Raw genomic sequence first — 23,899 nt, forward strand, 5'->3', positions numbered from 1 at the left:
AGCATTTTAAAATCCTCGGTTTGAATTTGTCAACATCAACTGTCTGTTTTAAAATATTTTTTCACTTCAGACGGCGTTTTTTGGGAAACGTGCGGCGCCGTCTGAACGTCTGTCTGCGTGTTACTGTCCGACAACAACGCGGCGGATTTTGACGGGCTGTACGGGTACGTTTTGATAAAAGCCGCGCGTGGCGGTTTTGACGCGGGCGATTTTGGAAACGGTGTCCATTCCGCTTTCGACCCTGCCGAAAACGGTATAGCCGTATTGTCCGTTTTTGTAGTCGAGCGAAGCGTTGTCCGCCAGATTGATAAAGAATTGGCCGGTGGCGGAATCGGGGTCTGCCGTCCGCGCCATGGCGATGGTACCGGCGGTGTTTTTCAAGCCGTTGCCGGATTCGTTGGCAACGGCCTTATCGGTTGCCTTTTGTACCAGGTCCTCGGTCAATCCGCCGCCTTGGATAACGAAGCCGTCGATAACGCGGTGAAAAATCGTATTGTCGTAAAAGCCTTTTCGGGCATAGCGCACGAAATTGGCAACGGTTTTGGGGGCTTTGGATTCGTCCAAAACCAAACGGATATTGCCCATATCGGTTTCCATCAGGACGCGGGTTGCCGCCATAGACGGCAGGGAAGCCGCCAAAAGCAGCGCGGTTAAAACGGTTTTGAATTTGGGTTTCATCCCGTCCTCCTAAAGCCTTCAGACGGCATTTTCATTTCCTATGCCGTCTGAAGGCGCGTGAACGCTATTCCAATGCGTCTTTGAGTTTTTGTTCGATTAAATCCGCATCAAACGATTTGGCAATCAATTCAAAACGCGAATCGCGCCGCCAAGACACTTGGTTCGCGCCCCATTGCCCGTCTACCCAGTTGAGCCACACCCACGTTCCCAATACTTGAAACACGCCTTTGGCGCGGACGAGTCCTTCGGTCATTTTGGGCAGGTCGTTGAAGAAGTTGGTCAGCTTTTCGCCGTCAAAATCGCGGCCTGCGGGGAAAGTGAAACCTTGCGACTGGAAGCCCATGGTGTTGTCCGGCAGGGCTTTGAGGCGGTAGCGTGATTTTTCGATGACGGGAATATCGAGCCATTGGATATCGAGTTGTGCGTTTTGGACTTCGACCACTTTGGCTTTGGGTGGAAACAGTTTTGCCGCTTTGTCGTGAAATTCGGCAAGCTGTTCGGGGGTGCATAAATCGGTTTTGCTGGCGACCAATACGTCGCAGATGCCGATTTGGTCTTTATACAACGCCTGTTGCGCGTAATCGGGATTGATGAACTGGCGCGGATCGACGACGGTAAAGACTGCGCCGATTTCCAAAAGGCTGTCCAGCGGTTTGGTTTTCAGTTCATCAATGACGCTGGCGGCGTGCGCCAGTCCGCTTGCTTCAATCATCAGGCGGTCGGGCTTGGCATCGCGCAGCATTTTCTGTACGGTTACGCCCATTTGCGGGCCTGCGGTGCAACACAAACAGCCGCCGGCGATTTCTGCCACAGGGATGCCGTTGTCGCTCAATACCGCGCCGTCAATGCCGATTTCGCCAAACTCGTTGACGATGATGACCCATTTCTCGTTCGGTTCTTTCTGCTCCATCAGGCTTTTGAGCGCGGTGGTTTTGCCTGTTCCCAGAAAACCTGAAATCAGGTGGACTTTGGTTTTTTTCATTTCTGGCATTTTTTACAGATTCCGGTTAAAACAACATGTTCTTCTTTCAGCGCAAAGCCGCTTTCGGCCACGCCTGCACGCAATGCCGCCCATTCTTGGCTCAAGGTCTGCTCGTCTGCCGTACCGCATTCGGTACAAACCAAAATAAACGCGCTGTGGTGCGCTTCGGCTTCTTCGTGGTCATGGCAATGGTTGTTACACTCGTGCTGCGCGTGGCTGCACAAAATATAGCCGTTGACCGCCGCCACTTTGTGCAAAACGCCCTGCTCCGCCCAAAAATCAAGGGCGCGGTAGGCGGTAGGCGGTGCAACCGCGCCCTCGCTCTGCTGCTGCATCTGCGACAAAACATTGTAGGCTTTAATCACGCCGCTTTGCTGCAAGACAATATCTAATACCTGCTCGCGCAAAGCGGTTACCTGCAAGCCCTCTCTGCGTGCCTGTTCGATAATTTTCTGTTTGAAATTTGTTTTCATAAATTCCCTGTTTATGCCGTCTGAACGACCGATACGGCAGGAGGCGGTTTTATAGTGGATTAACAAAAATCAGGACAAGGCGACGAAGCCGCAGACAGTACAAATAGTACGGAACCGATTCACTTGGTGCTTCAGCACCTTAGAGAATCGTTCTCTTTGAGCTAAGGCGAGCCAACGCCGTACTGGTTTTTGTTAATCCACTATATATTTGTGTTTGTATTCAATTATTTTATTTGGAAATCTTTTCCAACAATGCCCGACAGCCCGCATCCGCAAGCCTGTATGTTTCTTCAAAATCGCCCGTGTACCACGGATCGGGGACATGGTCGTAACCGCTTTCGGGTATCAGGTCGGTCAGCTTGAATATTTTTTCCGGCTGCCTGCCGAAGGTTTTTTCCAATTCGGACAAATTCTTGCCGTCCATCGCGATGATGCAGTCAAACACCGCCGCATCGCTTTGGCGGATTTTGCGGCTGGTAAAGCCTGAAGCATCGATACCGTGTTTTTTCAATATCTTCGCCGTCTCGCGGTGCATATCTTCGCCGTCGTGCCAGCCCGATGTCCCCGCGCTGTCCGCTTCGAGGGGAATCCCTGCTTCGGCGGCACGGCGGCACAAAATGTATTCCGCCATCGGCGAACGGCAGATGTTGCCGAGGCAGACAAAAAGGATTTTCGGTTTTTTCATATCCGCGCCCTGTTCCAATGCGATGCCGTCTGAAGCGGAAATCCTTTCAGACGGCATCGGCAGGTCAATCGTATTGTGTACTGAAAAACGGATTGTGCCCTTCCCGTTTCAACGCTTCCGCATAGCTCGGGATGTTTTCCTGTTCGCCCAAGGGATTGTGCAACAGGTAAACGTGTTCCACGCGGCATTCTGCCATTAAATCCAAAAAATTTTGCTGAACAACGGCAATGTTGTCGGTAAAGGAAAGCTGCCACGAAAACACCTGCGGCACGACTTCAAACGCGCCGTCGGTCGCATTAAATCCGAATAGAATCTGTCCACCCGCCTTTGCCGCAGCGACCACGCCGACGCGGGGGCTCTGCATACGGACGGCGCGTATCGCGTTTGCCGCAAAAACATCCATCGCCATACGTTGGCGCGTGTGGCTGCCGTCTGAAAGCGCGCGTACCGGAGAATCCGGGGAAAGCGGATTGGCAAACAGCGTAACGCCTTCCGATGCAAGATTTTCCTGCCATACCTGCATCAAGGGCAGACCTGCCTGAAGAAGGTTCTGACCCAATGCCGTCTGAACCTTGCCGCTGCCGAAACCCAGCGCGTAAACGACGTGGACGGACTGCCCTTCGGGCAACAGCAAAGGGCGTGGGACGAAACGGCGTAAGTGTTGCGCCGCCGCTTCGGTATTTTGTTTGGCACGCCACCACTCATCCGGCGCGACCGCACTCAAATCGGACGAATGCACAAGATAAGGCAGCCATTGTGTCTCTTGCGTCAACGTGCGCAGGTGCGGATAGTTTTGCAGGCAGGCAAACAATGCCTCCGTCGGCAGCTTCATCTCGATTGCCCGTTCTTTCTTGCAGCCGGACACCAGCACAACCGGCAGGGCGAACCACTGCACTTCGCCTTCTTTCTCGCAATCGAGTACCGCGTTCACACTGGAAAGCAGCGCGGCATAAGTTCCGGCATCGGGCGACATCGTCAGCGCGAGGGAAAGGTTGATATAGTGGTTTTGCTCAAGCATCCCTCTGATTTCGGTTTGAAGTTGGCCGGACGAGAGTTTGCGCGAAGCCTGGGAAGAATTATGCGCCAACTGGTAGGCATTGAGCAGCAGGTGGTTTTTAATCGGATTTTGGGGATACGGGCGCGTATCGGGCAAGGTAAATGTCTGGTTCATATGTGTCGTGTACCATTTTTCGCAGTGTGTGTCTTTCCTGTCTGAAAATATATCGGACGGATTGCCGCCGGGCCTTGCCCGTCAACCCGCCGAAACGAGAAAATGCCTGTCTGCCAAGTCTGCCAATATTTCTTCCACATACACTTCGGCAGGCGGATGGAATGTCAAACCGTCGGGCGTGGTGCTGACGATGTTCAAGTTTTCAGCAACCGCATCTATCACCGCCTGTTTGCTCGTCGGCCGCGATAATTGCCGCATAATGTACAAATGCCCGTATCCGAATGAGGGGGTGCTTTCGTTGTAACGGTTGGCAGGCTGGACAAACGCTTCCGCGCCGTGTTCCACAAAGGCGGCGACATAATCTGTAAAACGCGCCGGCACATAGGTTTTATGGTCTTCAAAAAATGGTTTGCCCGCATTGTCTGATGAAACAGAAAAACGCCCGAGAATGGTTTGCAATAAAAGCTGGAAATTGATTTTCATGCGGTCAAATTCCAGACCGGGAAATCGGCGGGCGAGATTTTCCGCAACATCTTCCGTTTTAAACGCCTCTCCGGTTTTCATCACATCGCGTATGCCCGAAAGCAGGGTATCGTTTTCATCAAAGTTGATTGTTTCCCCTCTTGCCGGGCGGAAATTCAAACTTTCTATCACTTCGACAGTAACCGACTCATCACGCCTGATAGTATCCCCGACTTCCTCACGACATAAAAGCGAACGGCGGAATTGGCGGTCGGATAAAATATCGCTGTAAAATTCTTTGGCAATATAATCGCCCCCTGCCAATGCCAGAATCCGCTCCCGCGTATGCTCCGCCATCCAAGAAACAAAAGACGCGTGCAAATCAGTATCCCCGATATATGCGAGCCTGTGGCGATTAGCCCATTCGATGAAGCCGTTGACGTAAATCGGGTCGTTGAATATTTCCATATATTCGTGTGCGACATAATAAGTATTGTGATTCAATATTTTTTGAATCGCCGGAAGTTTGCCGCCGCCGCCCAAGCCCTTGTCGTTTTCCAAAATTTCCGCCAGCGCCTTGAGCGCGTCCAAGCCTTTCCGCGTTCGCGCTTCCAAGGGTTCTTCAAGCACATCCCTGCCGGCAAAGTACATAATTTCGCGCAACTGCTCCTGCCGTTTCCAGCCGGGGTAAACATTGTATGAAATATAGGCAATGCCGTGTTCGGTCAGGTTGTTCCGGCAAATCGAAAAGATTTTGTCTTTAACTGCGTCAGGCACCCACGACCAAATGCCGTGGACGATGATATAGTCGAACTTCCCGAATGATTCATCGACGGTCAAAATATCTTTTTCTTCCAGACGCACATTTTTCAAGCCCATTTTTTCAATGATGGCGTTGCCCTGCGCAACCTGCCTGCCGGACAAGTCGATACCGACAAATTCCGCATCCGGGTAATAAAGAGCCTGCGTGATGATGTTGCCGCCCATCGAACAGCCCAGCTCCAAGACCTTGGCATTGGCGGCGGGCGCGGGCTGCAAACCCATCAGGCGGGCGCGCGCCTCCAAAGCGTTGATAGCGGTTTGGGAAAATGCTTTGGATTCATACATCAAATCATCATATGAATTTTTGATGTCCGATATTTCCGAAGGTTCCGCCATATGGGAGGCAGGACTGCCGACAACCGCCTGCCGCGCTTTCTTTGCCATAATAGGGCGCGCGGAAGCGGCTTTTTTCTTTTTGTTCGACATATTCTGTTCACTCTAAAGACAATATGCCCGCAAGTTTAACCAATTCGCCTGCCTACTTCAACCGCACGAAAATTATCGGGCTTCCGAACAAGTATGCCGTCTGAAGGTATGCGCATACGTCCGGACGCATCCCTCCGCCGTCTTGCCAAAATCAGGGATAAAGGCGCAACACTATGGTATATTGACCGTTTTATGCCAGCATCCCGACCGCCATGGATTTTGCCGTACCTGCCGTTTTAATCATCGACTTGGAAATTAACCCCAAAACCGATACCGTCTTCAAAATCGGTGCATACCGGCCCGACCTTGACCTCGGGTTTGAACGAAGCTTCCGCCATGAAGAAGGTTTCAGGAAGGCATTGGCGGAAATGCAGCCCCTTGCGGAAGGTGCGGAATGGCTGATGGGGCACAACTTCCTCGAACACGACCTGCCGTATTTGAAAAAAGCCGCGCCCGGCCGGGCATGGCTTTCATTGCCCGTTATCGATACGCTGAAGCTGTCGCCGCTCGCCTTTCCGCAAAACCCGTACCACCGTCTGATTAAAAACTACAAAATCATCTCTTCCGAACTCAACTCCCCGTTGGCGGACTGCCGCGCCTGTTGGCAGCTTTTTCAAGACCAGTGTGCCGCATTCGGCAAAATCAAAACCGAAAGACCCGATGAATTTACCCTGTGGGCGGCATTGTCCGATATGCGTCTGCCGTATCGTTTTTCAGACGGCATCTCCTTCGCCGAACGTACCGAACACCCGGATACCAACCGATTGATACGCATTATTTGGATGATGATGCAGGACAACGAAGGAAAAGGGCGTTTGAAAGTCTGCCGCACGCGTTTTCTGGAGTTGATGAAAACCGACATCCGCAATCGCGACATCTATCCTTCGCTTGCCTATGCCCTGTCATGGCTAAACGTCTCCGGCGGCAACTCCGTGCTTGCCCCGTGGGTGCGGAGCCGTTTTCCTGAAACGGCGCGGCTGATTGCCGAACTGCGCGATCACGACTGCGGCGACAGCAACTGCAACTACTGCGCCGACATGCTCAATCCCGAAGCCCAGTTGCAGCGTTATTTCAAACTGTCCGAATTCCGCCATTTCAAAGGTTTCAAAGGCGGTCAGCGCGCCATTGTGCAGTCGGGGATGAAAGGTCTGCACACGCTGGCGGTCCTGCCCACCGGCGGCGGAAAATCCCTGTGTTATCAAGTTCCCGCACTCAACCGCTATTACCGTAACGGCGGGCTGACCGTCGTCATTTCGCCCCTACAGTCACTGATGAAAGACCAGCTGGACGGAATGCTCAGAAAAAACATTACCTGCGCCGCCATGCTCAACGGCCTGGTCGAAGTGGTCGAACGTGCCGAAATATTGGACAAAACCGCATTGGGCGACATCGGCATCCTGCTGGTCGCTCCCGAACAGTTCCGCAACGACAGTTTCATTTCCGCCATTTCCCAACGTCAAATCAACGGCTGGGTATTCGATGAGGCGCACTGCCTGTCCAAATGGGGGCACGATTTCCGACCCGATTACCTGTATGCGGTCAAATTCATCGCCGAACACGGCAGGAAAAACGGCAGCACCGCACCGGTAAGCTGCTTTACCGCCACCGCCAAACCCGACGTACTTGCCGACATTACCGATAATTTCCGCGAGCAGGCCGGCATAGAATTCAGGCAATTTATCGGCGACAACGCGCGCGACAACCTGTCTTACGAAGTTTTCGAAGCTTCAGACGGCATCAAAAAACAAAAAATCGACGAGCTGCTCCACCGGGAACTCGACCATCAAAGTGGCGGCGCAGTCGTTTTCGTCGGCAGGCGCAAAAGTGCGGAAGGCTATAACGAATACCTCCAAAAACAAGGCTGGGCGTGCGAATACTTCCACGCAGGCCTGGAAACCAATGCCAAAGCAGACATACAGAACCGCTTTATCGAGGGCGGCTTGCGCGTCATCGTCGCCACCAACGCCTTCGGCATGGGCGTGGACAAACCTGATGTACGGCTGGTCATTCATGCCGAAATTACCGGTTCGCTGGAAAACTACCTTCAAGAAGCCGGGCGCGCCGGACGGGACCGCGAAGAGGCAAAATGCATCCTGCTTTATGAAAAAAGCGATGTGGATACCCAATTCGGCATCAGCAAAATGTCGCAAATAGAATTGCGCGACCTCAAAACGGTATGGCGCAAAATCGGCATGCTCAACGCGGCGGCACACGGCAAGGACGGTTGCGGCGAAGTCGTCGCCACCGGCGGCGAGATTCTGAAAGACAGCGAAGAATATATGAGCTTCGACAGGGACGACCGCCAGTCGGACACCAAAATCAAAACCGCCATTTCCTGGCTGGAACGTGCCGAACTGCTCGACCGCAAAGAAAACCGCACCAGAATCTTCCCCTCCCGCTCGGGCAAACTGACTCTGGAACAGGCTTCGGAGCTGATTCAAAAAGGCCGGTTCGCCCGACGGCTCAAAGAAATCTACCTGACCATTGCCGAAATCGTATTCAACGCACCGGATGACAAGCCGCTCAGTACCGACGACCTGATACAGGCGACCGCATGCAGTTTGGAAGAATTGCGCGGACACCTGCACAGCCTCGAAGAAATGGGCATATTGACCAACGATACGCGTATGACCGTCATCCTGCGTACCGACAACGTCAAACCGTCGTCCGGGCTTTTGGAAAAAATAAGCCGATGGGAAGAAAAACTCTGGCAGATATTGAAAACGGAAATTCCCGATGCCGACCAGGGAATATGGCAAAACCTCGCCGTCAATGCCGTCTGCTACGAAATGCACGATTCGGGACTGGAAAGCACGCCCGCCGAAATCAAGCAGCTCATCCTGTCTTTTGCGGACGACAAATCCGCACTCGAATCCAATAAAAACGGCAGCTTTGAAATCCGCGACTTAGGCAACGGCTGCCTGAAAATCCGCTTCAAAAACAATGACAGCTGGGAAAATATTCAGGAAGCCGCCCTTTTGCGCCGCAACATCTGCGCCTGCGTCCTGTCCTTCCTCGTCGGCAAGACAGAGGGTGTCCGGCGGAAAGATGTCGTCGTGGAAACCGGAATCGGCGAAATGGTGCAGCGGCTTGCCGACGATATGCAATTGTCGGTACAGATTCCGGCAAACCGCCGCGAAACCCTGCTCAAACAGGCGCTGCTGTTCATGCACAAACTGGGCATCATCAAACTGAACCACGGCATTACCATCCTGCGCCACGCGATGACCATCGTCCCCAACCGGAACGCGCTGGAATCCAAACGGCAATACCTCAAATCGGACTACCGCCCCTTGGAAACGTTTTACGGGGAAAAACGTTTCCAAATCCACGTCATGCGCGAATATGCGGAACGCGCGCTCAAAAACATCACCGAAGCCTTAAACCTGGTCGCCGACTATTTTAAAACGGATGAAAAATCATTTAAGGACAAATGGTTCTCAGGAAGGCTGAAAGAATTGGAAGAACCCGTCTCTCCGGGTACCCTCCATGCCGTCACGGACGGTCTGAACAGCGTGCAAAAAGCCGTCGTTACCGATCAGAGCGGCAGGAACCGCCTGGTGCTTGCCGGCCCCGGTTCCGGCAAAACGCGCATCATCGTCCGCCGTGTCGCCTATCTTCTGCGCGTCCAACATGTTCCGGCATCCTCCATCATCGTCCTGACCTTTACCCGGCTTGCCGCACTGGAAGTCAAACGCCGCCTGCACGGACTGGTCGGCAACCTTGCCCGGACCGTTACCGTCCTGACTTACGACGGTATGGCAATGCGGCTTTTAGGCGTACGTTTCGACAGCAAAGGTTTCGACGGCAAAAGCAGAGAACAGGAGAAACGGAAAACCGAAGAACAGTTTGAAAAATGGTGCGAAGAAGCCACCGCCATGCTTTCAGACGGCATCGGCGGCGGCGACGGGGACGAAGCGCGCGAACGCATCATGTCGGGATTCCGCTATATCCTCGTAGACGAGTACCAAGACATCAGCGAACGGCATTACAGGCTGGTTTCCGCGCTGGCAGGCAGGAAACGCGACGATGAAGACAAGCTGACCATTCTTGCAGTCGGCGACGACGACCAAAATATCTTTGCCTACAACGGCAGCAGCAACGAATACATCCGCCGTTTTCAGGAAGAATACGGCGTGGATTCGCCCGATTTCCTGACTTTCAACTACCGCAGCACGCAAAACATCATCGCCGCCGCCAACCGCGTGATAAGCGGAATGCCCGACCGCCTGAAAAACCTGCACCCTATCGCCGTCAATCCCGAAAGGCAGCAAGACCCCGACGGCGGCAGCTGGGCGAAAACCGACCCCGAACGCCAAGGCCGCGTCCGCGTCATCCGCCCGCACCCCGAGTTCAACCGGAGAAGACGCTTCAACATCCAATCCCAAGCCGTCATTGAGGAAATACAGCGTTTGCGGAATTTGGCGGACATCCCTTGGAACAGCATCGCCGTCCTTGCCCGCAACAACGACACACTCAACCCCATGCAGGCATGGTGCGAACAAAACAGCATCCCCTACTTCCTGACAAACGAACAAAACCTGCCTTTATGCAAAACACGCGAATTCGTCCGTCTGGTGCACGGCATCGAAACGGCGGGGGACGGTATGCTTTCTTCGGCGGATTTCTGTCGGTTGATAGAGAAGGAAATCGGGCGCAGCGGCAAGAAATGGGAAAACTGGTTCGCACAGCTTAAAACCGACTTCCTCAACGAATTCCCCATTACTCAGCCGTCTGAAAACACTGCTGCACCGCAACATCCTGCGGCATTTCTGAAAAACTGGCTGTACGAATATGTCGGCAACGAAAAAATCAGCCGTTCAGACGGCATATTCTTGGGAACGGCGCATTCATCCAAAGGTTTGGAGTTCGACCACGTCTTTATCCTGGACGACGGCTGGGAAGAGCGCAGCGACGAAAACCGCCGCCTCTATTATGTCGCCATGACCCGTGCCAAAAAGACGCTGACGCTGATCTGCCACTCACCCCGCCATCCCTGGATAAACGCGCTGCCCGAAGACGTAGAGTACATAGGCCGCACCTTTGCCGAACTGCCTGAATTGAATGTCGAATATAGGATGCTTTCCAACTATGGAGGAGCGTTGGATATCGGCTTCATCGCCCGAGAAAACGAAAATCCTTCATACGGGGAAATCGGCGAACGCATCGAAGCTGCCAAAATGTTGAAAACCGGCGACAGCCTGGACATCATTGAAGACGGCGGCGGCAATTACCTTTTCTGCGCCAACAATATACCGGTTGCCAAAACCGCCAAGAATTTTAAAGAAAAAATCCCCAAACATGCCCGTGCCGCCGTTGCCGCTGTCGGTGTCTCCTATTTGAAAGATGTCGGCAAAAAATATCTCGAACAATATCGGGAAGACATTCCGGTATGGGCAGTCGTCATCCCCGTACTGATGATTCCTCAGAAACCGTAAACCTTATATAAAAAAATGCCGTCTGAAGGCACGGAGCGTGCTTCAGACGGCATCGGGGAGGCGCAAAGGCTTCAGACGGCATTTTTGCCGCTTTATTTCAACGTGGCATCATAGCCGCCGTCTTCAACGGCTTCAATTAGTGCTTCCGCTGCGGTTTGAGCAGGATCGTATCCGACGGTCGCACTTTTGTTTTCAAGGCTGACTTCGACGCTTGCCACGCCTTTGACGCTTTCCAGTATCCGGGTAACGCTTTTGACGCAGCCGCCGCAGCTCATACCGCCGATGTCGAGGATAAGGGTTTCCATCATTTTTCCTTTCGTTGGTACTGCATTCTGACGGGCGTTATTGTAAGTCGGAGCGTGAACTTGGGCAAACGCGGAAACGGTGCGGCGGTTTGAAAAAATACGGACGCTTGCGCATAATGGCGGCAATTCCCATCAGGACAACAACAATGAACGCTTCGCAAAAACCCTGGTTGAGCATCATTGCCTTGGCAATCGGCGCATTTATTTTCAACACGACCGAATACATCCCCATCGCACTTTTGAGCGACATCGGACGAAGCTTCGGCATGGCGGCGACCGAAACGGGTGTAATGATTACGGTTTATGCGTGGGTTGTCGCGCTGACTTCGCTGCCGCTGATGCTGCTGACGCGCCATATGGAACGGCGCGGTCTGTTGTTGATTTTGTTTGCACTGTTTACCGTCAGCCACATCCTGTCATTTGCCGCATGGCGTTTTGAAATCCTGCTCGCAAGCCGCGTGGGGATTGCGCTGACGCACGCGGTGTTCTGGTCCATTACGGCTTCGCTGGCGGTACGCATCGCCCCTGTCGGAAAGGGAAATCAGGCATTGGGGCTGCTCAGTACGGGGACGGTAATGGCGATGGTGGCGGGGATTCCGCTCGGGCGTATGGTCGGACAATATTTGGGCTGGCAGGCGAGTTTTCTGCTGATTGGTTTGTGTGCGGCGGCGGTGATGGCTGTGCTTGCCAAAAGCCTGCCGCGCCTGCCGAGCGTGAATGCCGGTTCTTTAAGCAGCCTGCCCCTGCTTTTAAAACGGAAAAAACTGATGTTGCTGTATGCGATGACGGTACTGGTCATCACGGCACACTTTACCGCATACAGCTACATCGAGCCCTTCGTCATCCAAATCGGCGGTTTCTCCGCCCGGCAGGTTACGGTGGTTCTGAGCCTGTACGGTCTGGCGGGCTTTGCCGCGTCTTACCTGTTCGGCAAATGGTTTGCCAAACATCCGCGCGCATTTTTGGCGGGCGCGGTATCGCTTATCGCCCTGTCTTCGGGGCTTTTGCTACCTTTGGCGCATTTGCCTGCCGCCATTTACGCGCTGGTGTTCGTATGGGGGACGGCGATTGTGGTCGTCAGCTTGGGGATGGTTTCCAAAGTTTTGGATTTCGCCTCCGATGCCGCAGACCTTGCCAACTCGATTTATTCGGGACTTTACAACGTCGGTATCGGCGGCGGCGCGCTGCTGGGGCATTGGGTAACGCAATATGCCGGCATTTCCCGTATCGGCATCGCCGGTATGCTGACGGCAGCGGCAGGTTTGTGGATCTGCCTGAATTTGAACCGCCATATCCGAACCTGACCGCGCGATGCCGTCTGAAGCCCCTCCTGCCCTTCAGACGGCATTTTGATTGAAGAAATATCCGCCCCTGCTTAAAATAACGGGCTTTGCCGTGTTTTAACGCCTATTTTCTTATTCCAAGGATGGTTTATGCCGCTGCTGTCTGTCGAGTTCGCACTGTTCTTTCTCGCCTTCCTGCCGCTTTACTGGTGTATGGCGAAATACCCGTCCGTCCAAAACCTGCTGCTTTTGGCTATCGGTATGGGCTGGCTCTACCATATCAGCCCCGTATTTGCGGCAATCGTCGTCCTTTATTCCTCCTGTGTGTACCTTTTGGGCGAACTGCTCCGTTCCGAACGCGAAAATACGCGCCGTTTCTGGCTGGGGTGCGGCATTGCCGCCTCACTGACCGTCTTGGGATTTTTCAAATATTTCGACTTTTTCCGACCGCTGATTGCACAATATGCCGGACAAGGCGGCGCAATCGACATCCTGATGCCGCTGGGGCTTTCGTATTACACCTTCCAGTCAATCGCCTATCTGGTTTACTGCTTCCGCGCCCCGCACGCCGCGCGTTTCAGCTGGCACGAGCTGCTGCTGCACCTGAGTTTTTTCCCCACCGTTACCTCCGGCCCGATTATCCGCGCCGCCGCATTCAAAAGCGCGGACGGCGAACAGGCGGGCGCACTGGCGCAAATCCGTACCCACCGACCGCGTTCGCCCGTCCGCCCCGCACTCGCCGTTTCCCTGATTTTGCTGGGTATTGCCAAAAAATGGTGGCTGGCGGGGATGCTGGCGGAAAACTGGGTGTCGCCCGTATTTGAAAATCCCGCCCAATTCGACGGCTGGGGCGTATTGGGCGGCGTGTACGGCTATACCTTCCAACTCTTTTTAGACTTTTCCGGATATTCCGATTTGGTTATCGGCATGGCAATGCTGCTGGGCTTCCGACTGCCCAAAAACTTCTCCGCACCGCTTCGTGCTTTAAACATCCGCGCATTTTGGGACAAATGGCACATCAGCCTTTCCACCTGGATACGCGACTACATCTACATCCCCTTGGGCGGCAGCAAAAAAGGCTTTTTGCGGACACAGCTCAACCTGATGGCGGCAATGGTGCTCTCAGGCATCTGGCACGGCTACGGCTGGAACTTCCTCATTTGGGGCGCGCTGCACGGCACGGCACTGGTGCTGCTCAACACGGGCGACCGCTATTTCGGACGCAACGCGCTATGCCGTCTGAAATACCTTGCGCCGCTCTCATGGCTCATCACCTTCCATTTTGTCTGCCTGACCTTCGTCGTCTTCAATACCGCAAACCCCGACGATGCAGGCGCGGTTTTCAGTGCCCTCTTTGCCAATGCCAACGGCTGGAATGCGCCACAACAGGCAGACATGCTGCTGCTTGCCTCGTCTGCAGCCGTGATGCTGCTCTACCCTTACCTGCAACGCGCTTTCGACGGGATGGTCGCAGGTTTGGAAAAAATCCCGATGTGGCTGTGGTTTATCCCCGTTTCCGCCGTCCTGCTGCTGATTATCGTATTCGCCCCCTCGGGGATACCCGGCTTTATTTATGCCAATTTTTAAGGGTTTGGACATGAAAAACTTTCTTTCCCTTTTCGCCTCCATACTGATGTCTGCCCTGATTGCCGTGTGGTTCAGCCAAAACCCCATCAACGCCTACTGGCAGCAGACCTACCACCGCAACAGCCCGCTCGAACCGCTCGCCGCCTACGGATGGTGGCGGAGCGGTGCGGCGTTGCAAGAAAACGCCTACGCCCTTTCAGACGGCATCAAAGCCTTCCTGTCCGGCGAAACGTCGCCGACGGCCCAAGACGGCGGTTCGGCAGATATGCCGTCTGAAGCCGCCGCATCCGAAGCCGCACCTCAAACCGGCAAAACAGAATGGAAACAGGACACCGCCGCCGCAGCCGTCCGCAGCGGCGACAAAGTCTTTTTCGCCGGCGACTCGCTGATGCAGGGCGTCGCACCCTTCGTGCAAAAAAGCCTGAAACAGCAATACGGCATCGAATCCGTCAACCTCAGCAAACAAAGCACGGGGCTGTCCTACCCCTCATTCTTCGACTGGCCGAAAACGATTGAAGAAACCCTGAAAAAACATCCCGAAATCAGCGTGCTGGCCGTCTTCCTCGGCCCGAACGACCCGTGGGATTTCCCCGTCGGCAAACGATACCTCAAATTCGCTTCCGACGAATGGGCGCAAGAATACCTGAGACGCGTCGACCGCATCCTTGAAGCCGCCCGCGCGCACCACGTCCAAGTCGTCTGGCTCGGCATCCCCTACATGAAAAAAGCCAAGCTCGACGGGCAGATGCGCTACCTCGACAAACTGCTTTCGGAACACCTGGAAGGCAAAATCATCCTGATTCCCACCGCGCACACCCTGAGCGGCGGGGAAGACCGCTACACCGACTCCGTCAACGTCAACGGCAAACCCGTCCGCTACCGCAGTAAAGACGGCATACACTTTACCGCCGAAGGACAAAAACTGCTGGCGGAAAAAATAATGGAAAAACTCACTTTTACACCAGGCCGACAACCATGAACCTCAGACACTTCATCACATTTTCCGCCCTGTTCGCCGCAACCCAGGCAAACGCCCTGCCCGTTGCCTCCGTCAGTCTCGACACCGTTACCGTTTCCCCGTCCGCCCCCTACACCGATACAAACGGGCTCTTGACCGACTACGGCAACGCCGCCGCCTCGCCTTGGATGAAAAAACTCCAATCCGTCGCACAAGGCAGCGGCGAGACCTTCCGCATCCTGCAAATCGGCGACTCGCATACCGCCGGCGACTTCTTTACCGACAGCCTGCGTAAACGCCTGCAAAAAACCTGGGGCGACGGCGGCATAGGCTGGGTTTACCCCGCCAACGTCAAAGGGCAGCGTATGGCGGCAGTCCGGCACAACGGCAACTGGCAAAGCCTCACCAGCAGGAACAACACCGGAGACTTCCCACTCGGCGGCATCCTCGCCCACACCGGCAGCGGCGGCAGCATGACCCTGGCCGCATCGGACGGTAAGACCGGCAAGCAGCGCGTTTCCCTGTTTGCCAAACCCCTGCTTGCCGAACAAACCCTGACCGTCAACGGCAACACCGTCTCCGCCAACGGCGGCGGCTGGCAGGTACTGGATACGGGCGCGGCACTGCCCCTGACCATACAGACCGAAATGCCGTGGGACATCGGCTTCATCAACATCGAAAATCCCACCGGCGGCATTACCGTTTCCGCAATGGGCATCAACGGCGCACAATTGACCCAGTGGTCGAAATGGCGTGCCGACCGTATGAACGACCTCGCCCAAACCGGCGCCGATTTGGTTATCCTTTCCTACGGCACCAACGAAGCCTTCAACAACAATATCGACATTGCCGACACCGAACAAAAATGGCTGGATACCGTCCGCCAAATCCGCGACAGCCTGCCTGCCGCCGGCATCCTCATCATCGGCGCGCCCGAATCCCTGAAAAACACGCTCGGCGTATGCGGCACACGCCCCGCCCGCCTGACCGAAGTCCAACAGATGCAGCGGCGCGTCGCCCGTCAGGGGCAGACGATGTTCTGGTCTTGGCAAAACGCGATGGGCGGCGTTTGCAGTATGAAAAACTGGCTCAATCACGGATGGGCCGCCAAAGACGGCGTACACTTCTCCGCCAAAGGCTACCAACGGTCGGCGGAAATGCTCGCCGACAGCCTCGAAGAACTCGTCCGCGCCGCCCCGAAACGGTAAACAAAAAGGCTTTCAGACGGCATCGCCGCCCCACGCACGGTTTGCCCGGCAAGGCGGATTCGTCCGCAACCGGCATACGGCGCAAAGGCGGCGTTTGATATGCCGTCTGAAGGCAAAGATGATAAACTGCCGCCTTCCGTTTTCAGACGGCATATTGTTTTCAAATGAGGGCGTTCGCCGTCCGCAACCATAAAGGAAGTTTCATGAACCGGACTTATGCCAATTTCTACGAAATGCTGACCGCCGCCTGCCGCAAAAACGGCAACGGCACGGCAGTGTTCGACGGCAAGGAAAAAACCGCCTACCGCGCGCTCAAGCAGGAAGCTGAAGCCGTCGCGGCGTATCTGCAAAATATCGGCGTGAAGTTCGGCGACACGGTCGCGCTGGCGGTTTCCAATTCCACAGAATTTATTACCGCCTATTTCGCCGTGTCCGCCATCGGCGCGGTCGCCGTACCGATGAACACATTTTTGAAAAACAGCGAATACGCGTATATCCTGAACGACTGCAAGGCGCGCTTCCTGTTCGCCTCGGTCGGTCTGTCAAAAGAATTGGCGGACTTGAAGGCGCAAACGCCCGTCGAAAAAATCATTTGGACGGGCCAAAGCCGTCCGGCCGGCGAAACGGCGGAAGGCGATGCCTTTTTTGAAGACGTGCGCCGCTTCCCCGAAAAACCCGACTTGGGCCGCCAACCCCGGATAAATGATTTGGCACACATCATCTACACCTCCGGCACGACGGGGCATCCCAAAGGCGCGCTAATCAGTTACGCCAACCTGTTTGCCAACCTGAACGGCATCGAACGCATCTTTAAAATTTCCAAACGCGACCGATTTATCGTTTTCCTGCCGATGTTCCACAGCTTCACGCTGACGGCTATGGTGCTGCTGCCGATTTATATGGCGTGTTCGATTATTTTGGTCAAATCCGTTTTCCCGTTTTCCAACGTTTTGAAACAGGCCCTACTCAAACGCGCGACCGTGTTTTTGGGCGTACCCGCGATTTACACCGCGATGAGCAAGGCGAAAATCCCTTGGTATTTCAGATGGTTCAACCGAATCCGTCTGTTTATCAGCGGCGGCGCGCCTTTGGCGGAACAAACCATCCTCGATTTTAAAGCCAAGTTCCCCCGCGCCAAATTGCTGGAAGGCTACGGACTGAGCGAAGCCTCGCCCGTCGTCGCCGTCAATACGCCCGAACGGCAAAAAGCCCGCAGCGTCGGCATCCCCCTGCCCGGTTTGGAAGCCAAAGCCGTCGATGAAGAATTGGTCGAAGTGCCGCGCGGCGAAGTGGGCGAACTGATCGTCAGGGGCGGTTCGGTGATGCAGGGCTACCTCAATATGCCTGCCGCCACCGATGAAACCATCGTCAACGGCTGGTTGAAAACGGGCGATTTCGTTACCATAGACGAAGACGGCTTTATCTTTATCGTCGACCGCAAAAAAGATTTGATTATTTCCAAAGGTCAAAATGTCTATCCGCGCGAGATCGAAGAAGAAATCTACAAACTCGATGCCGTCGAAGCCGCCGCCGTCATCGGCGTGAAAGACCGTTATGCCGACGAGGAAATCGTCGCCTTCGTCCAATTGAAGGAAGGTATGGATTTGGGCGAGGACGAAATCCGCCGCCACCTGCGTACCGTGCTGGCAAATTTCAAAATCCCCAAACAGATCCACTTTAAAGACGGGCTGCCGCGCAACGCTACGGGCAAGGTATTGAAACGGGTGCTGAAGGAGCAGTTTGAAAAAAACAAATAAATGCCGTGCCGTCTGAAGCTCCGTCCGGCAAAAAAAATGCGGTGAATCTGCTTCACCGCATTTTTTGGCAAACGCCGGAGCGAGGATATTTACTCTGCCAATTCCACCTGCTCGTGCGCCATCAGTTCCTGACCGACATCATCCAACAACATCAAATAACGTTCGTAGTTTTTCAAAATATCGGCAATCAACTCGTCCTTGTTCATATACTGCACATCGTACCCGACGCGCCCGTCGAAAAAATAAGCGTAAGGTTTGTAAGTTGTCTGGTGCCGGATATGCGGCAGATTGCCGTCGTTAATCAACTGGTCGGATACATCCTGCCCGACAGACTTAATCCCGTACATAAAATCGCGCATCCTCTCTTTCCGGATGACGAACTCGATTGCGGGCTCGTCCTGATGAAACATCTTATCGACCCGGACGCTCAAGCCGTATTCTTCCGAAAGCTCCCGTTGCAACTCGTGCATAGCGGGCGATGCGGTATGTTTGAGGAATTTTAAAATATCCTGCTCCTGCGTCTGGCTCATTATCTGCACCAGCCGTTCTTTCCACTTGCCGCCCGTCCAAAATACACTGGTAGGGTTAACCCGGGTCTCAAAATATTTCTTATCCGCACTCAAGCCTTTCCACAGGCTGAAACACATTATCAGCATCAGCAGGGCAAACGGCAGGGAAACAATCAGGGTCATAGACTGCAGGTTGCCTAGCCCGCCCGAGCGCATCAGCAAAACGGCAACGGCAGACATCAGCACGCCCCACATAACCGCCTGCCACCGTGGCGCGCTCAAGCCCTTGTCCCGAGAGGTAATATTGTTCAGGACATAAATCCCGGAGTCGGCAGAAGTTACAAAAAACAGGGAAATGACCAGCAGGCTGACGATGCTCGTCAGTTCGGGCAGAGGGAGGTAATTAAAGAATTTAAAAAGCAGCGTTTCCGGAGAGGAGGTCATTTTTTCGAGCACTCCCCCCGCAACCCCGTCATTCAGCCAAATCGCCGTATTGCCGAAGACGGTAAACCACAAAACGCCGAACAGACCGGGGATGAGCAAAACCCCGAAGACAAACTCGCGGATGGTGCGCCCCTTTGAAATGCGCGCGATAAACAAACCCACAAACGGCGCCCAAGAACACCACCACGCCCAATAAAGCACCGTCCAAGATTCAAACCACGGCTTGTGCTCCCCTTCGTACGCATAAGTTTTAAAACTGAGGCGCACCAGATTTTCGAGGTAGTTCCCTATGTTGTCGCCGAATGCCGACAATAGGTAAACAGTGGGACCCGCCGCCAAAACAAAAAACAGCAGCAAAAACGCAAGACCCAGGTTCAACTCGCTCAACACCTTCACGCCCTTCCCCACGCCGGATATTGCCGAAACGACGGCGAGGGACATGACGGCGGCGATAATCAAAACCTGCACGCTGAAGCTGTTTTCGGCAATCCAGCCTATTTCCTGCAATCCGGCGCCCAGTTGCGAAGCCCCGAACCCCAATGTGGTGATGATGCCGAAAAAAGTAGCAAGCAACGCCATAATATCAATGGCATCGCCGAACCTTCCGGAAATTTTTTCTTTCAACAGGGGGTAAAAACAAGAACGCAGGGCAAGCGGCAGCTTGTAGCGGAAACCGAAATAAGCCAAAGCCAATGCAATCGTACCGTACACCGACCAAGCGTGAACGCCCCAATGGAACACCGTGTGCAGCAATGCCTGCTGCTGCCTGTGCTCCGGCGTGCCGGCCGTAATGTCCGAAAAATAATGCATCAACGGCTCTGCCACGCCGAAAAACATCAGGCCCACGCCCATCCCGGCCGCAAACAGCATCGCCAGCCACGACAGGAAGCCGAATTCCGGCACATCTTCATCCCGTCCGAGCCTGATGTTTCCCAAACTGCTGACCGAGAGTATCAGCAGGAAACCCAGAAAAATGGAAAACGTTAAAACATAAAACCAGCTGAACTCGGTAAAAATGACTTCTTTTGCCCGATCGAGCCACATCTGCACCTGATCCGGCACGGTTAAAACCAATACCACCAAAACACACACAAAAAACAAAGTCGTCAAAATAACCATCGGATTAAATGACGTTCGGCGTTCTATAAATTCAGACAGGGACAAACCTTCTCACTCCTTTGTTAAAAACAGACAAACCCGGTCATCGGGCAAAGCGGTCAAAACCTGCCGGCAAAATACCGGCTTCCGGATGACGAAATGCACAAACCGGCCGAAATTGTTATAATCGAAAAAATTAAAAATCAATACGGATTATTCTATCAGATTGATTTATCGATATTTATTATATCATTAATATAGTTTGATTTCAAACCGGCGGAAAATGCGCCGCCCACCGCAGTCGCGCCCTCCCCGCCATCGGGGCGTTTAACGCCGGATTGCCGATGCGGTACAATGGCTGATATGAAGAAAATTACCCCTCAAAACCTGCGCCCCCTGCTTTCGGAAAGCTTGGGACATACCGATTTTGTCAACGTCCTCAACGCACTGATTAAATTTTTGCGCCGTGGCGGCAAAAAATGTGCGGGGGAACGTTTCGACCTGATTATCGACACATTCAAACAAGACAGGGAATTGCTGTCCCGCTTCAGCCAGTGTTTTTACATCTGGCTCGCGCAAATACACATTTATCCGGCACTCATCAAACTCGGCATCTTCTCACGCCACAGCTTTGCCCGGGAAATGGGCATACGCATCTACGAACGCTTCAGCCCGTCATATAAAGATTTTGCCAACTTGGGCGAAGTCTTCCTTTATCTTTTCCATTCCGAAAACGACGACAAATGGCTGCAAACGCTCAATATCCGCCAATGGCTGGTTTTATACGAACTCATCCGGAGCCACGCCGAACCGTCCAAATTGCAGACGGCGGGCATCCGCCTTGCCGATGCCCGTTTGCGCGCCATCGAAATGCTGTCTGTCTGGACGGCATCCGAAGCCATCGAACCCGACCTCATCCGCATCTCCCCGCGCCTGCTGGAAGCCGATTCTTCCTTCGTCGCCCTCCAGCGCGAAACCGCCAAACTGGTCGAACACTACCGCAACGGCACCGCGCCTTACGACACCGCCCACCTCGAAGTGATGTTCGACCAATGTTTCAGCCAGATTGACTATTTGCGCCGCAAAGGGACGGGCGCCGGCTCCGGTTCGTCGGTCAAAGTCGCCCACCTGCTCGAACGGCTCCGGCAGACCGTAGGCCGTCTGAAGCTGCTCACCGACATCCAAACCGGTGCCGGCAACAGCAACCGCCTGACCATCGCCCTGATGAACTCCCTCATCTACGCGGCAGTCGAACAATACAGCACCCGCCACCTGCGCCGCAGCAGCATCCGTATGCTCGCCCGCAGCATTACCGAAAACAAAAGCCACCACGGCGAACACTACATCACCCGCAACCGCAAAGAATATTTCAAAATGTTCTACTCGGCGGCAGGCGGCGGCATCATCATCGCCCTGATGGCGCTGCTCAAAATCCGCATCGGCACACTCGGCCTCAGCCCCTTCCTGACTTCCTTGTCGGCTGGGTTCAACTACGGCATCGGCTTTATGATCATCCATATGCTGCACTGCACCGTCGCCACCAAACAGCCCGCGATGACTGCCGCCAGCTTTGCCGAACAGGTCGATCTCAACGAAGGCGGCAAAGCGGTGGACAACAAACTCGCCAAGCTCCTCATCGACGTATGCCGTTCCCAAAGTGTCGCCGTTTTCGGCAACGTTTCCATCGCCATCCTTTTGGCGTGCGCCATATCGTTCGGCTATGCCCATCTGTACCGGCTGCCCATACTGGATGCCCACACCGCCGCCTACCAGTTCAAATCCATAGACATCATCGCTTACCCGACGCTGTGGTATGCCGCCATTGCAGGTCTGTGGCTGTTCTGCTCCGGCATCATCGCAGGCTTCTTCGACAACCGCGCCGACTACCTCAACCTGCGCCAACGCCTGCCCTTCAACCCCTTGCTGCGTAAAATCATGCGCCCGGGGCCCCGCCGCGTCCTTGCCGCCTATATCCACAAACACTACGGCTCACTGGCAGGCAACTTCATCTTCGGGATGCTCTTGGGTATGACCGGCTATTTCGGACACCTCCTCGGGCTGCCGCTGGACATCCGCCACGTCGCCTTCTCCTCCGCCAACCTCGGCTATGCTGCCGTCAGCGGCAACGTCGGCTTGGGCACGTTCGTACTCGGCATTTTCAGCGTCCTCGCCATCGGCCTGGTCAACCTCTGCGTCAGCTTCAGCCTCGCCCTCTTCGTCGCCCTGCGCTCGCGCGGCACGAAAATCGGCAGCATCCGCAATCTGATTAAAAGTTTTTGGAATCAGATTAAAACCAACCCCTCCATACTTTTCCTCCCGCCCGCCAAAGAACACCGCCCGCCTCCTTCGGGCAAGCCCTGACCGGCAATGCCGTCTGAAGCGGGCTTTGCCCCCGAATACCGCCCGGCTGTGGGAAATCCCCATAAAAGGATGCAAAAATGCCGTCTGAACCGAAACGTGGTTCAGACGGCATTTTAAAAAACATTACAATCCCGGACCGCCGAGCGAATTGGCGATGTCCCTGACCGCCGTTACATACATCCGGCTGTGGTTGTACTGCCAAACCGTATAAAAATTGTTCAAACCCAAATAATATTCAAACACGCCGGGGGCGGTTTCCAGTTTGAACAAAACCGCCTTTTCATCATCCGCAAGCTCTTCGCCGGGGATGATGCCGTAAGCCTTCAAATCCGCCACCGTCCGCGTCAGGACGGTTTTTTCGCCAATAATTGCCTCAACATCCGCACCCGGTGCCAACGTCGCCGGCACCAGCATTTTACCGCCCGTGCGCCAACCGTGCTGCTTCATATAATTGGCAACCGATGCCGCGACATCGCCGACGTTGCCCCATATGTCCCGATGTCCGTCCCCGTCATAATCCACCGCCCATTTCCGGTAGCTCGAAGGCATAAATTGCGGCATACCCATTGCGCCCGCATAGCTGCCTTTAAAGGCGAAAACATCGCCGCCTTCCTCTTTTGCCAGCTTTAAAAGCTCGACCAATTCTTTTTGGAAGAACCCGGCGCGGCGGGGATAATCAAAGCCTAAAGTCGCCAATGCGTCCGCCACCCGGAAGCTGCCCGTATTTTTGCCGTAATTCGTTTCAATCCCGATAACCGCCACGATAAGCTCGGCAGGCACGCCGTATTTTTGCGCCACATCATCGATAAGCGCGCGGTTTTCCGCATAAAACCGGCGCGCGCCGCGAAATTTCGCCCCGCCCGAATTTCCCGTGCGGAACACATACCACGGACGCGATGTGGAAGGGCGGTGCATAATCTTGACGATGTCCGCCTTGTAAGCCGCTTTGTCAAAAAAATCCTGCCATTCCGCCCGGGAAAAATCCCCTTTCCCGACTTCATCCTCCACAAAACGGCGGACATTTGCATTGGCGGCAAACCCGCTGTCAGATACCGGTACGGCTGCCGCGTCAAACGCGGGGCGGTTTTCTTTTTTCATGTCCTCTGCGCGTGAGACCCGAACTTCATCCGCCCGGGGCGGCTGCGCCTCCATTGCCGTACAGGCAGACAAAGCCGCCGAACAAATTACCAAGGTCAGTATTTTTCTCTTTTTCATCAATACGTTCCAAACAAATAGGGTAAGTGGGAAAGCC

17 protein-coding genes are annotated in these 23,899 nt (G+C 54.3%); 7 read left to right on the forward strand and 10 right to left on the reverse strand.

Translation table 11 applies throughout. The features are described from left to right. Nucleotides 1–120: 120 nt before the first annotated feature. The 6 genes from ACNAU7_RS07235 to ACNAU7_RS07260 all read right to left on the reverse strand — a co-directional run bounded on the left by ACNAU7_RS07235 (nucleotide 121) and on the right by ACNAU7_RS07260 (nucleotide 5,609). Nucleotides 121–678 carry a peptidylprolyl isomerase gene (locus tag ACNAU7_RS07235; RefSeq protein ID WP_416301783.1) on the reverse strand — a complete coding sequence of 186 codons (558 nt, stop codon included), beginning with the start codon at nucleotides 676–678 and terminating at the stop codon, nucleotides 121–123. A gap of 64 nt (nucleotides 679–742) precedes the next feature. After that, nucleotides 743–1,669, reverse strand: coding sequence for a CobW family GTP-binding protein (locus ACNAU7_RS07240; protein WP_416301784.1), 927 nt, complete (start codon nucleotides 1,667–1,669; stop codon nucleotides 743–745). After that, nucleotides 1,657–2,133 (reverse strand): Fur family transcriptional regulator, encoded by a 477-nt coding sequence (locus tag ACNAU7_RS07245; protein ID WP_416301785.1) that lies wholly within the window; start codon nucleotides 2,131–2,133, stop codon nucleotides 1,657–1,659. Before ACNAU7_RS07245 ends, ACNAU7_RS07240 begins: the two co-directional genes overlap by 13 nt. A 229-nt stretch (nucleotides 2,134–2,362) precedes the next feature. Beyond that, on the reverse strand, nucleotides 2,363–2,875 hold the full coding sequence (locus ACNAU7_RS07250) for a low molecular weight protein-tyrosine-phosphatase (protein ID WP_416301786.1): 513 nt from the start codon (nucleotides 2,873–2,875) through the stop codon (nucleotides 2,363–2,365). Between the two features lie 7 nt (nucleotides 2,876–2,882). Next, nucleotides 2,883–3,989: a conjugal transfer protein gene (locus ACNAU7_RS07255; RefSeq protein ID WP_416301787.1), complete on the reverse strand. Its 1,107-nt coding sequence runs from the start codon at nucleotides 3,987–3,989 to the stop codon at nucleotides 2,883–2,885. A gap of 81 nt (nucleotides 3,990–4,070) precedes the next feature. Then, complete coding sequence (locus tag ACNAU7_RS07260; RefSeq protein WP_416301843.1) at nucleotides 4,071–5,609, reverse strand: methyltransferase regulatory domain-containing protein; 1,539 nt, start codon at nucleotides 5,607–5,609, stop codon at nucleotides 4,071–4,073. 302 nt (nucleotides 5,610–5,911) lie between these two features. Between ACNAU7_RS07260 and ACNAU7_RS07265 the strand changes: the two genes are divergently transcribed. Then, nucleotides 5,912–11,137, forward strand: coding sequence for a RecQ family ATP-dependent DNA helicase (locus ACNAU7_RS07265; protein WP_416301788.1), 5,226 nt, complete (start codon nucleotides 5,912–5,914; stop codon nucleotides 11,135–11,137). A 92-nt stretch (nucleotides 11,138–11,229) separates the two neighbouring features. Here ACNAU7_RS07265 and ACNAU7_RS07270 read toward each other — a convergent pair whose 3' ends face one another. Next, complete coding sequence (locus ACNAU7_RS07270) at nucleotides 11,230–11,442, reverse strand: heavy-metal-associated domain-containing protein (protein ID WP_416301844.1); 213 nt, start codon at nucleotides 11,440–11,442, stop codon at nucleotides 11,230–11,232. 146 nt (nucleotides 11,443–11,588) lie between these two features. On the opposite strand from ACNAU7_RS07270, the gene ACNAU7_RS07275 reads away from it, so the two are divergent. The 4 genes from ACNAU7_RS07275 (at nucleotide 11,589) to ACNAU7_RS07290 (ending at nucleotide 16,478) form a co-directional block, all read left to right on the forward strand. Then, a complete protein-coding gene (locus ACNAU7_RS07275) occupies nucleotides 11,589–12,746 on the forward strand; it encodes a sugar transporter (protein ID WP_416301789.1) in 1,158 nt (385 codons plus the stop codon). Nucleotides 12,747–12,875: 129 nt separating this feature from the next. Further along, nucleotides 12,876–14,312 carry an MBOAT family O-acyltransferase gene (locus tag ACNAU7_RS07280; protein WP_416301790.1) on the forward strand — a complete coding sequence of 479 codons (1,437 nt, stop codon included), beginning with the start codon at nucleotides 12,876–12,878 and terminating at the stop codon, nucleotides 14,310–14,312. A 10-nt stretch (nucleotides 14,313–14,322) separates the two neighbouring features. Then, the gene (gene patB, locus ACNAU7_RS07285; RefSeq protein ID WP_416301791.1) at nucleotides 14,323–15,291 is read left to right on the forward strand and encodes a peptidoglycan O-acetyltransferase PatB; all 969 of its coding nucleotides are present in this window, start codon (nucleotides 14,323–14,325) and stop codon (nucleotides 15,289–15,291) included. After that, nucleotides 15,288–16,478 (forward strand): SGNH/GDSL hydrolase family protein, encoded by a 1,191-nt coding sequence (locus ACNAU7_RS07290; protein ID WP_416301792.1) that lies wholly within the window; start codon nucleotides 15,288–15,290, stop codon nucleotides 16,476–16,478. Before patB ends, ACNAU7_RS07290 begins: the two co-directional genes overlap by 4 nt. 12 nt (nucleotides 16,479–16,490) lie before the next feature. On the opposite strand, the gene ACNAU7_RS07295 is transcribed toward ACNAU7_RS07290, so the two are convergent. Further along, nucleotides 16,491–16,631, reverse strand: coding sequence for a hypothetical protein (locus ACNAU7_RS07295; protein ID WP_416301793.1), 141 nt, complete (start codon nucleotides 16,629–16,631; stop codon nucleotides 16,491–16,493). 50 nt (nucleotides 16,632–16,681) lie between these two features. Here ACNAU7_RS07295 and ACNAU7_RS07300 point away from each other — a divergent pair, with 50 nt between their 5' ends. Next, nucleotides 16,682–18,235: a fatty acid--CoA ligase gene (locus tag ACNAU7_RS07300; RefSeq protein ID WP_416301794.1), complete on the forward strand. Its 1,554-nt coding sequence runs from the start codon at nucleotides 16,682–16,684 to the stop codon at nucleotides 18,233–18,235. An 89-nt stretch (nucleotides 18,236–18,324) separates the two neighbouring features. Here ACNAU7_RS07300 and ACNAU7_RS07305 read toward each other — a convergent pair whose 3' ends face one another. Next, nucleotides 18,325–20,352 (reverse strand): BCCT family transporter, encoded by a 2,028-nt coding sequence (locus ACNAU7_RS07305; protein ID WP_416301795.1) that lies wholly within the window; start codon nucleotides 20,350–20,352, stop codon nucleotides 18,325–18,327. A 288-nt stretch (nucleotides 20,353–20,640) separates the two neighbouring features. On the opposite strand from ACNAU7_RS07305, the gene ACNAU7_RS07310 reads away from it, so the two are divergent. Beyond that, on the forward strand, nucleotides 20,641–22,647 hold the full coding sequence (locus tag ACNAU7_RS07310; RefSeq protein WP_416301796.1) for a site-specific recombinase: 2,007 nt from the start codon (nucleotides 20,641–20,643) through the stop codon (nucleotides 22,645–22,647). Nucleotides 22,648–22,770: 123 nt separating this feature from the next. Here ACNAU7_RS07310 and mltB read toward each other — a convergent pair whose 3' ends face one another. Beyond that, nucleotides 22,771–23,862: a lytic murein transglycosylase B gene (gene mltB, locus ACNAU7_RS07315; RefSeq protein ID WP_416301797.1), complete on the reverse strand. Its 1,092-nt coding sequence runs from the start codon at nucleotides 23,860–23,862 to the stop codon at nucleotides 22,771–22,773. Between the last annotated feature and the right edge of the window lie 37 nt (nucleotides 23,863–23,899).

Origin of the sequence: Neisseria sp. LACPHL-SPEC-2024-00856, assembly GCF_047915665.1 — a bacterium.
Lineage (GTDB): Bacteria > Pseudomonadota > Gammaproteobacteria > Burkholderiales > Neisseriaceae > Neisseria > Neisseria polysaccharea.

Bases quoted from the DNA above. Each gene is read 5' to 3' on its own strand.
- ACNAU7_RS07235 (WP_416301783.1), bottom strand. From the start codon at position 678: ATGAAACCCAAATTCAAAACCGTTTTAACCGCGCTGCTTTTGGCGGCT.
- ACNAU7_RS07240 (WP_416301784.1), bottom strand. From the start codon at position 1,669: ATGCCAGAAATGAAAAAAACCAAAGTCCACCTGATTTCAGGTTTTCTG.
- ACNAU7_RS07245 (WP_416301785.1), bottom strand. From the start codon at position 2,133: ATGAAAACAAATTTCAAACAGAAAATTATCGAACAGGCACGCAGAGAG.
- ACNAU7_RS07250 (WP_416301786.1), bottom strand. From the start codon at position 2,875: ATGCCGTCTGAAAGGATTTCCGCTTCAGACGGCATCGCATTGGAACAG.
- ACNAU7_RS07255 (WP_416301787.1), bottom strand. From the start codon at position 3,989: ATGAACCAGACATTTACCTTGCCCGATACGCGCCCGTATCCCCAAAAT.
- ACNAU7_RS07260 (WP_416301843.1), bottom strand. From the start codon at position 5,609: ATGGCGGAACCTTCGGAAATATCGGACATCAAAAATTCATATGATGAT.
- ACNAU7_RS07265 (WP_416301788.1), top strand. From the start codon at position 5,912: ATGGATTTTGCCGTACCTGCCGTTTTAATCATCGACTTGGAAATTAAC.
- ACNAU7_RS07270 (WP_416301844.1), bottom strand. From the start codon at position 11,442: ATGGAAACCCTTATCCTCGACATCGGCGGTATGAGCTGCGGCGGCTGC.
- ACNAU7_RS07275 (WP_416301789.1), top strand. From the start codon at position 11,589: ATGAACGCTTCGCAAAAACCCTGGTTGAGCATCATTGCCTTGGCAATC.
- ACNAU7_RS07280 (WP_416301790.1), top strand. From the start codon at position 12,876: ATGCCGCTGCTGTCTGTCGAGTTCGCACTGTTCTTTCTCGCCTTCCTG.
- patB (WP_416301791.1), top strand. From the start codon at position 14,323: ATGAAAAACTTTCTTTCCCTTTTCGCCTCCATACTGATGTCTGCCCTG.
- ACNAU7_RS07290 (WP_416301792.1), top strand. From the start codon at position 15,288: ATGAACCTCAGACACTTCATCACATTTTCCGCCCTGTTCGCCGCAACC.
- ACNAU7_RS07295 (WP_416301793.1), bottom strand. From the start codon at position 16,631: ATGCCGTCTGAAAACGGAAGGCGGCAGTTTATCATCTTTGCCTTCAGA.
- ACNAU7_RS07300 (WP_416301794.1), top strand. From the start codon at position 16,682: ATGAACCGGACTTATGCCAATTTCTACGAAATGCTGACCGCCGCCTGC.
- ACNAU7_RS07310 (WP_416301796.1), top strand. From the start codon at position 20,641: ATGGCTGATATGAAGAAAATTACCCCTCAAAACCTGCGCCCCCTGCTT.
- mltB (WP_416301797.1), bottom strand. From the start codon at position 23,862: ATGAAAAAGAGAAAAATACTGACCTTGGTAATTTGTTCGGCGGCTTTG.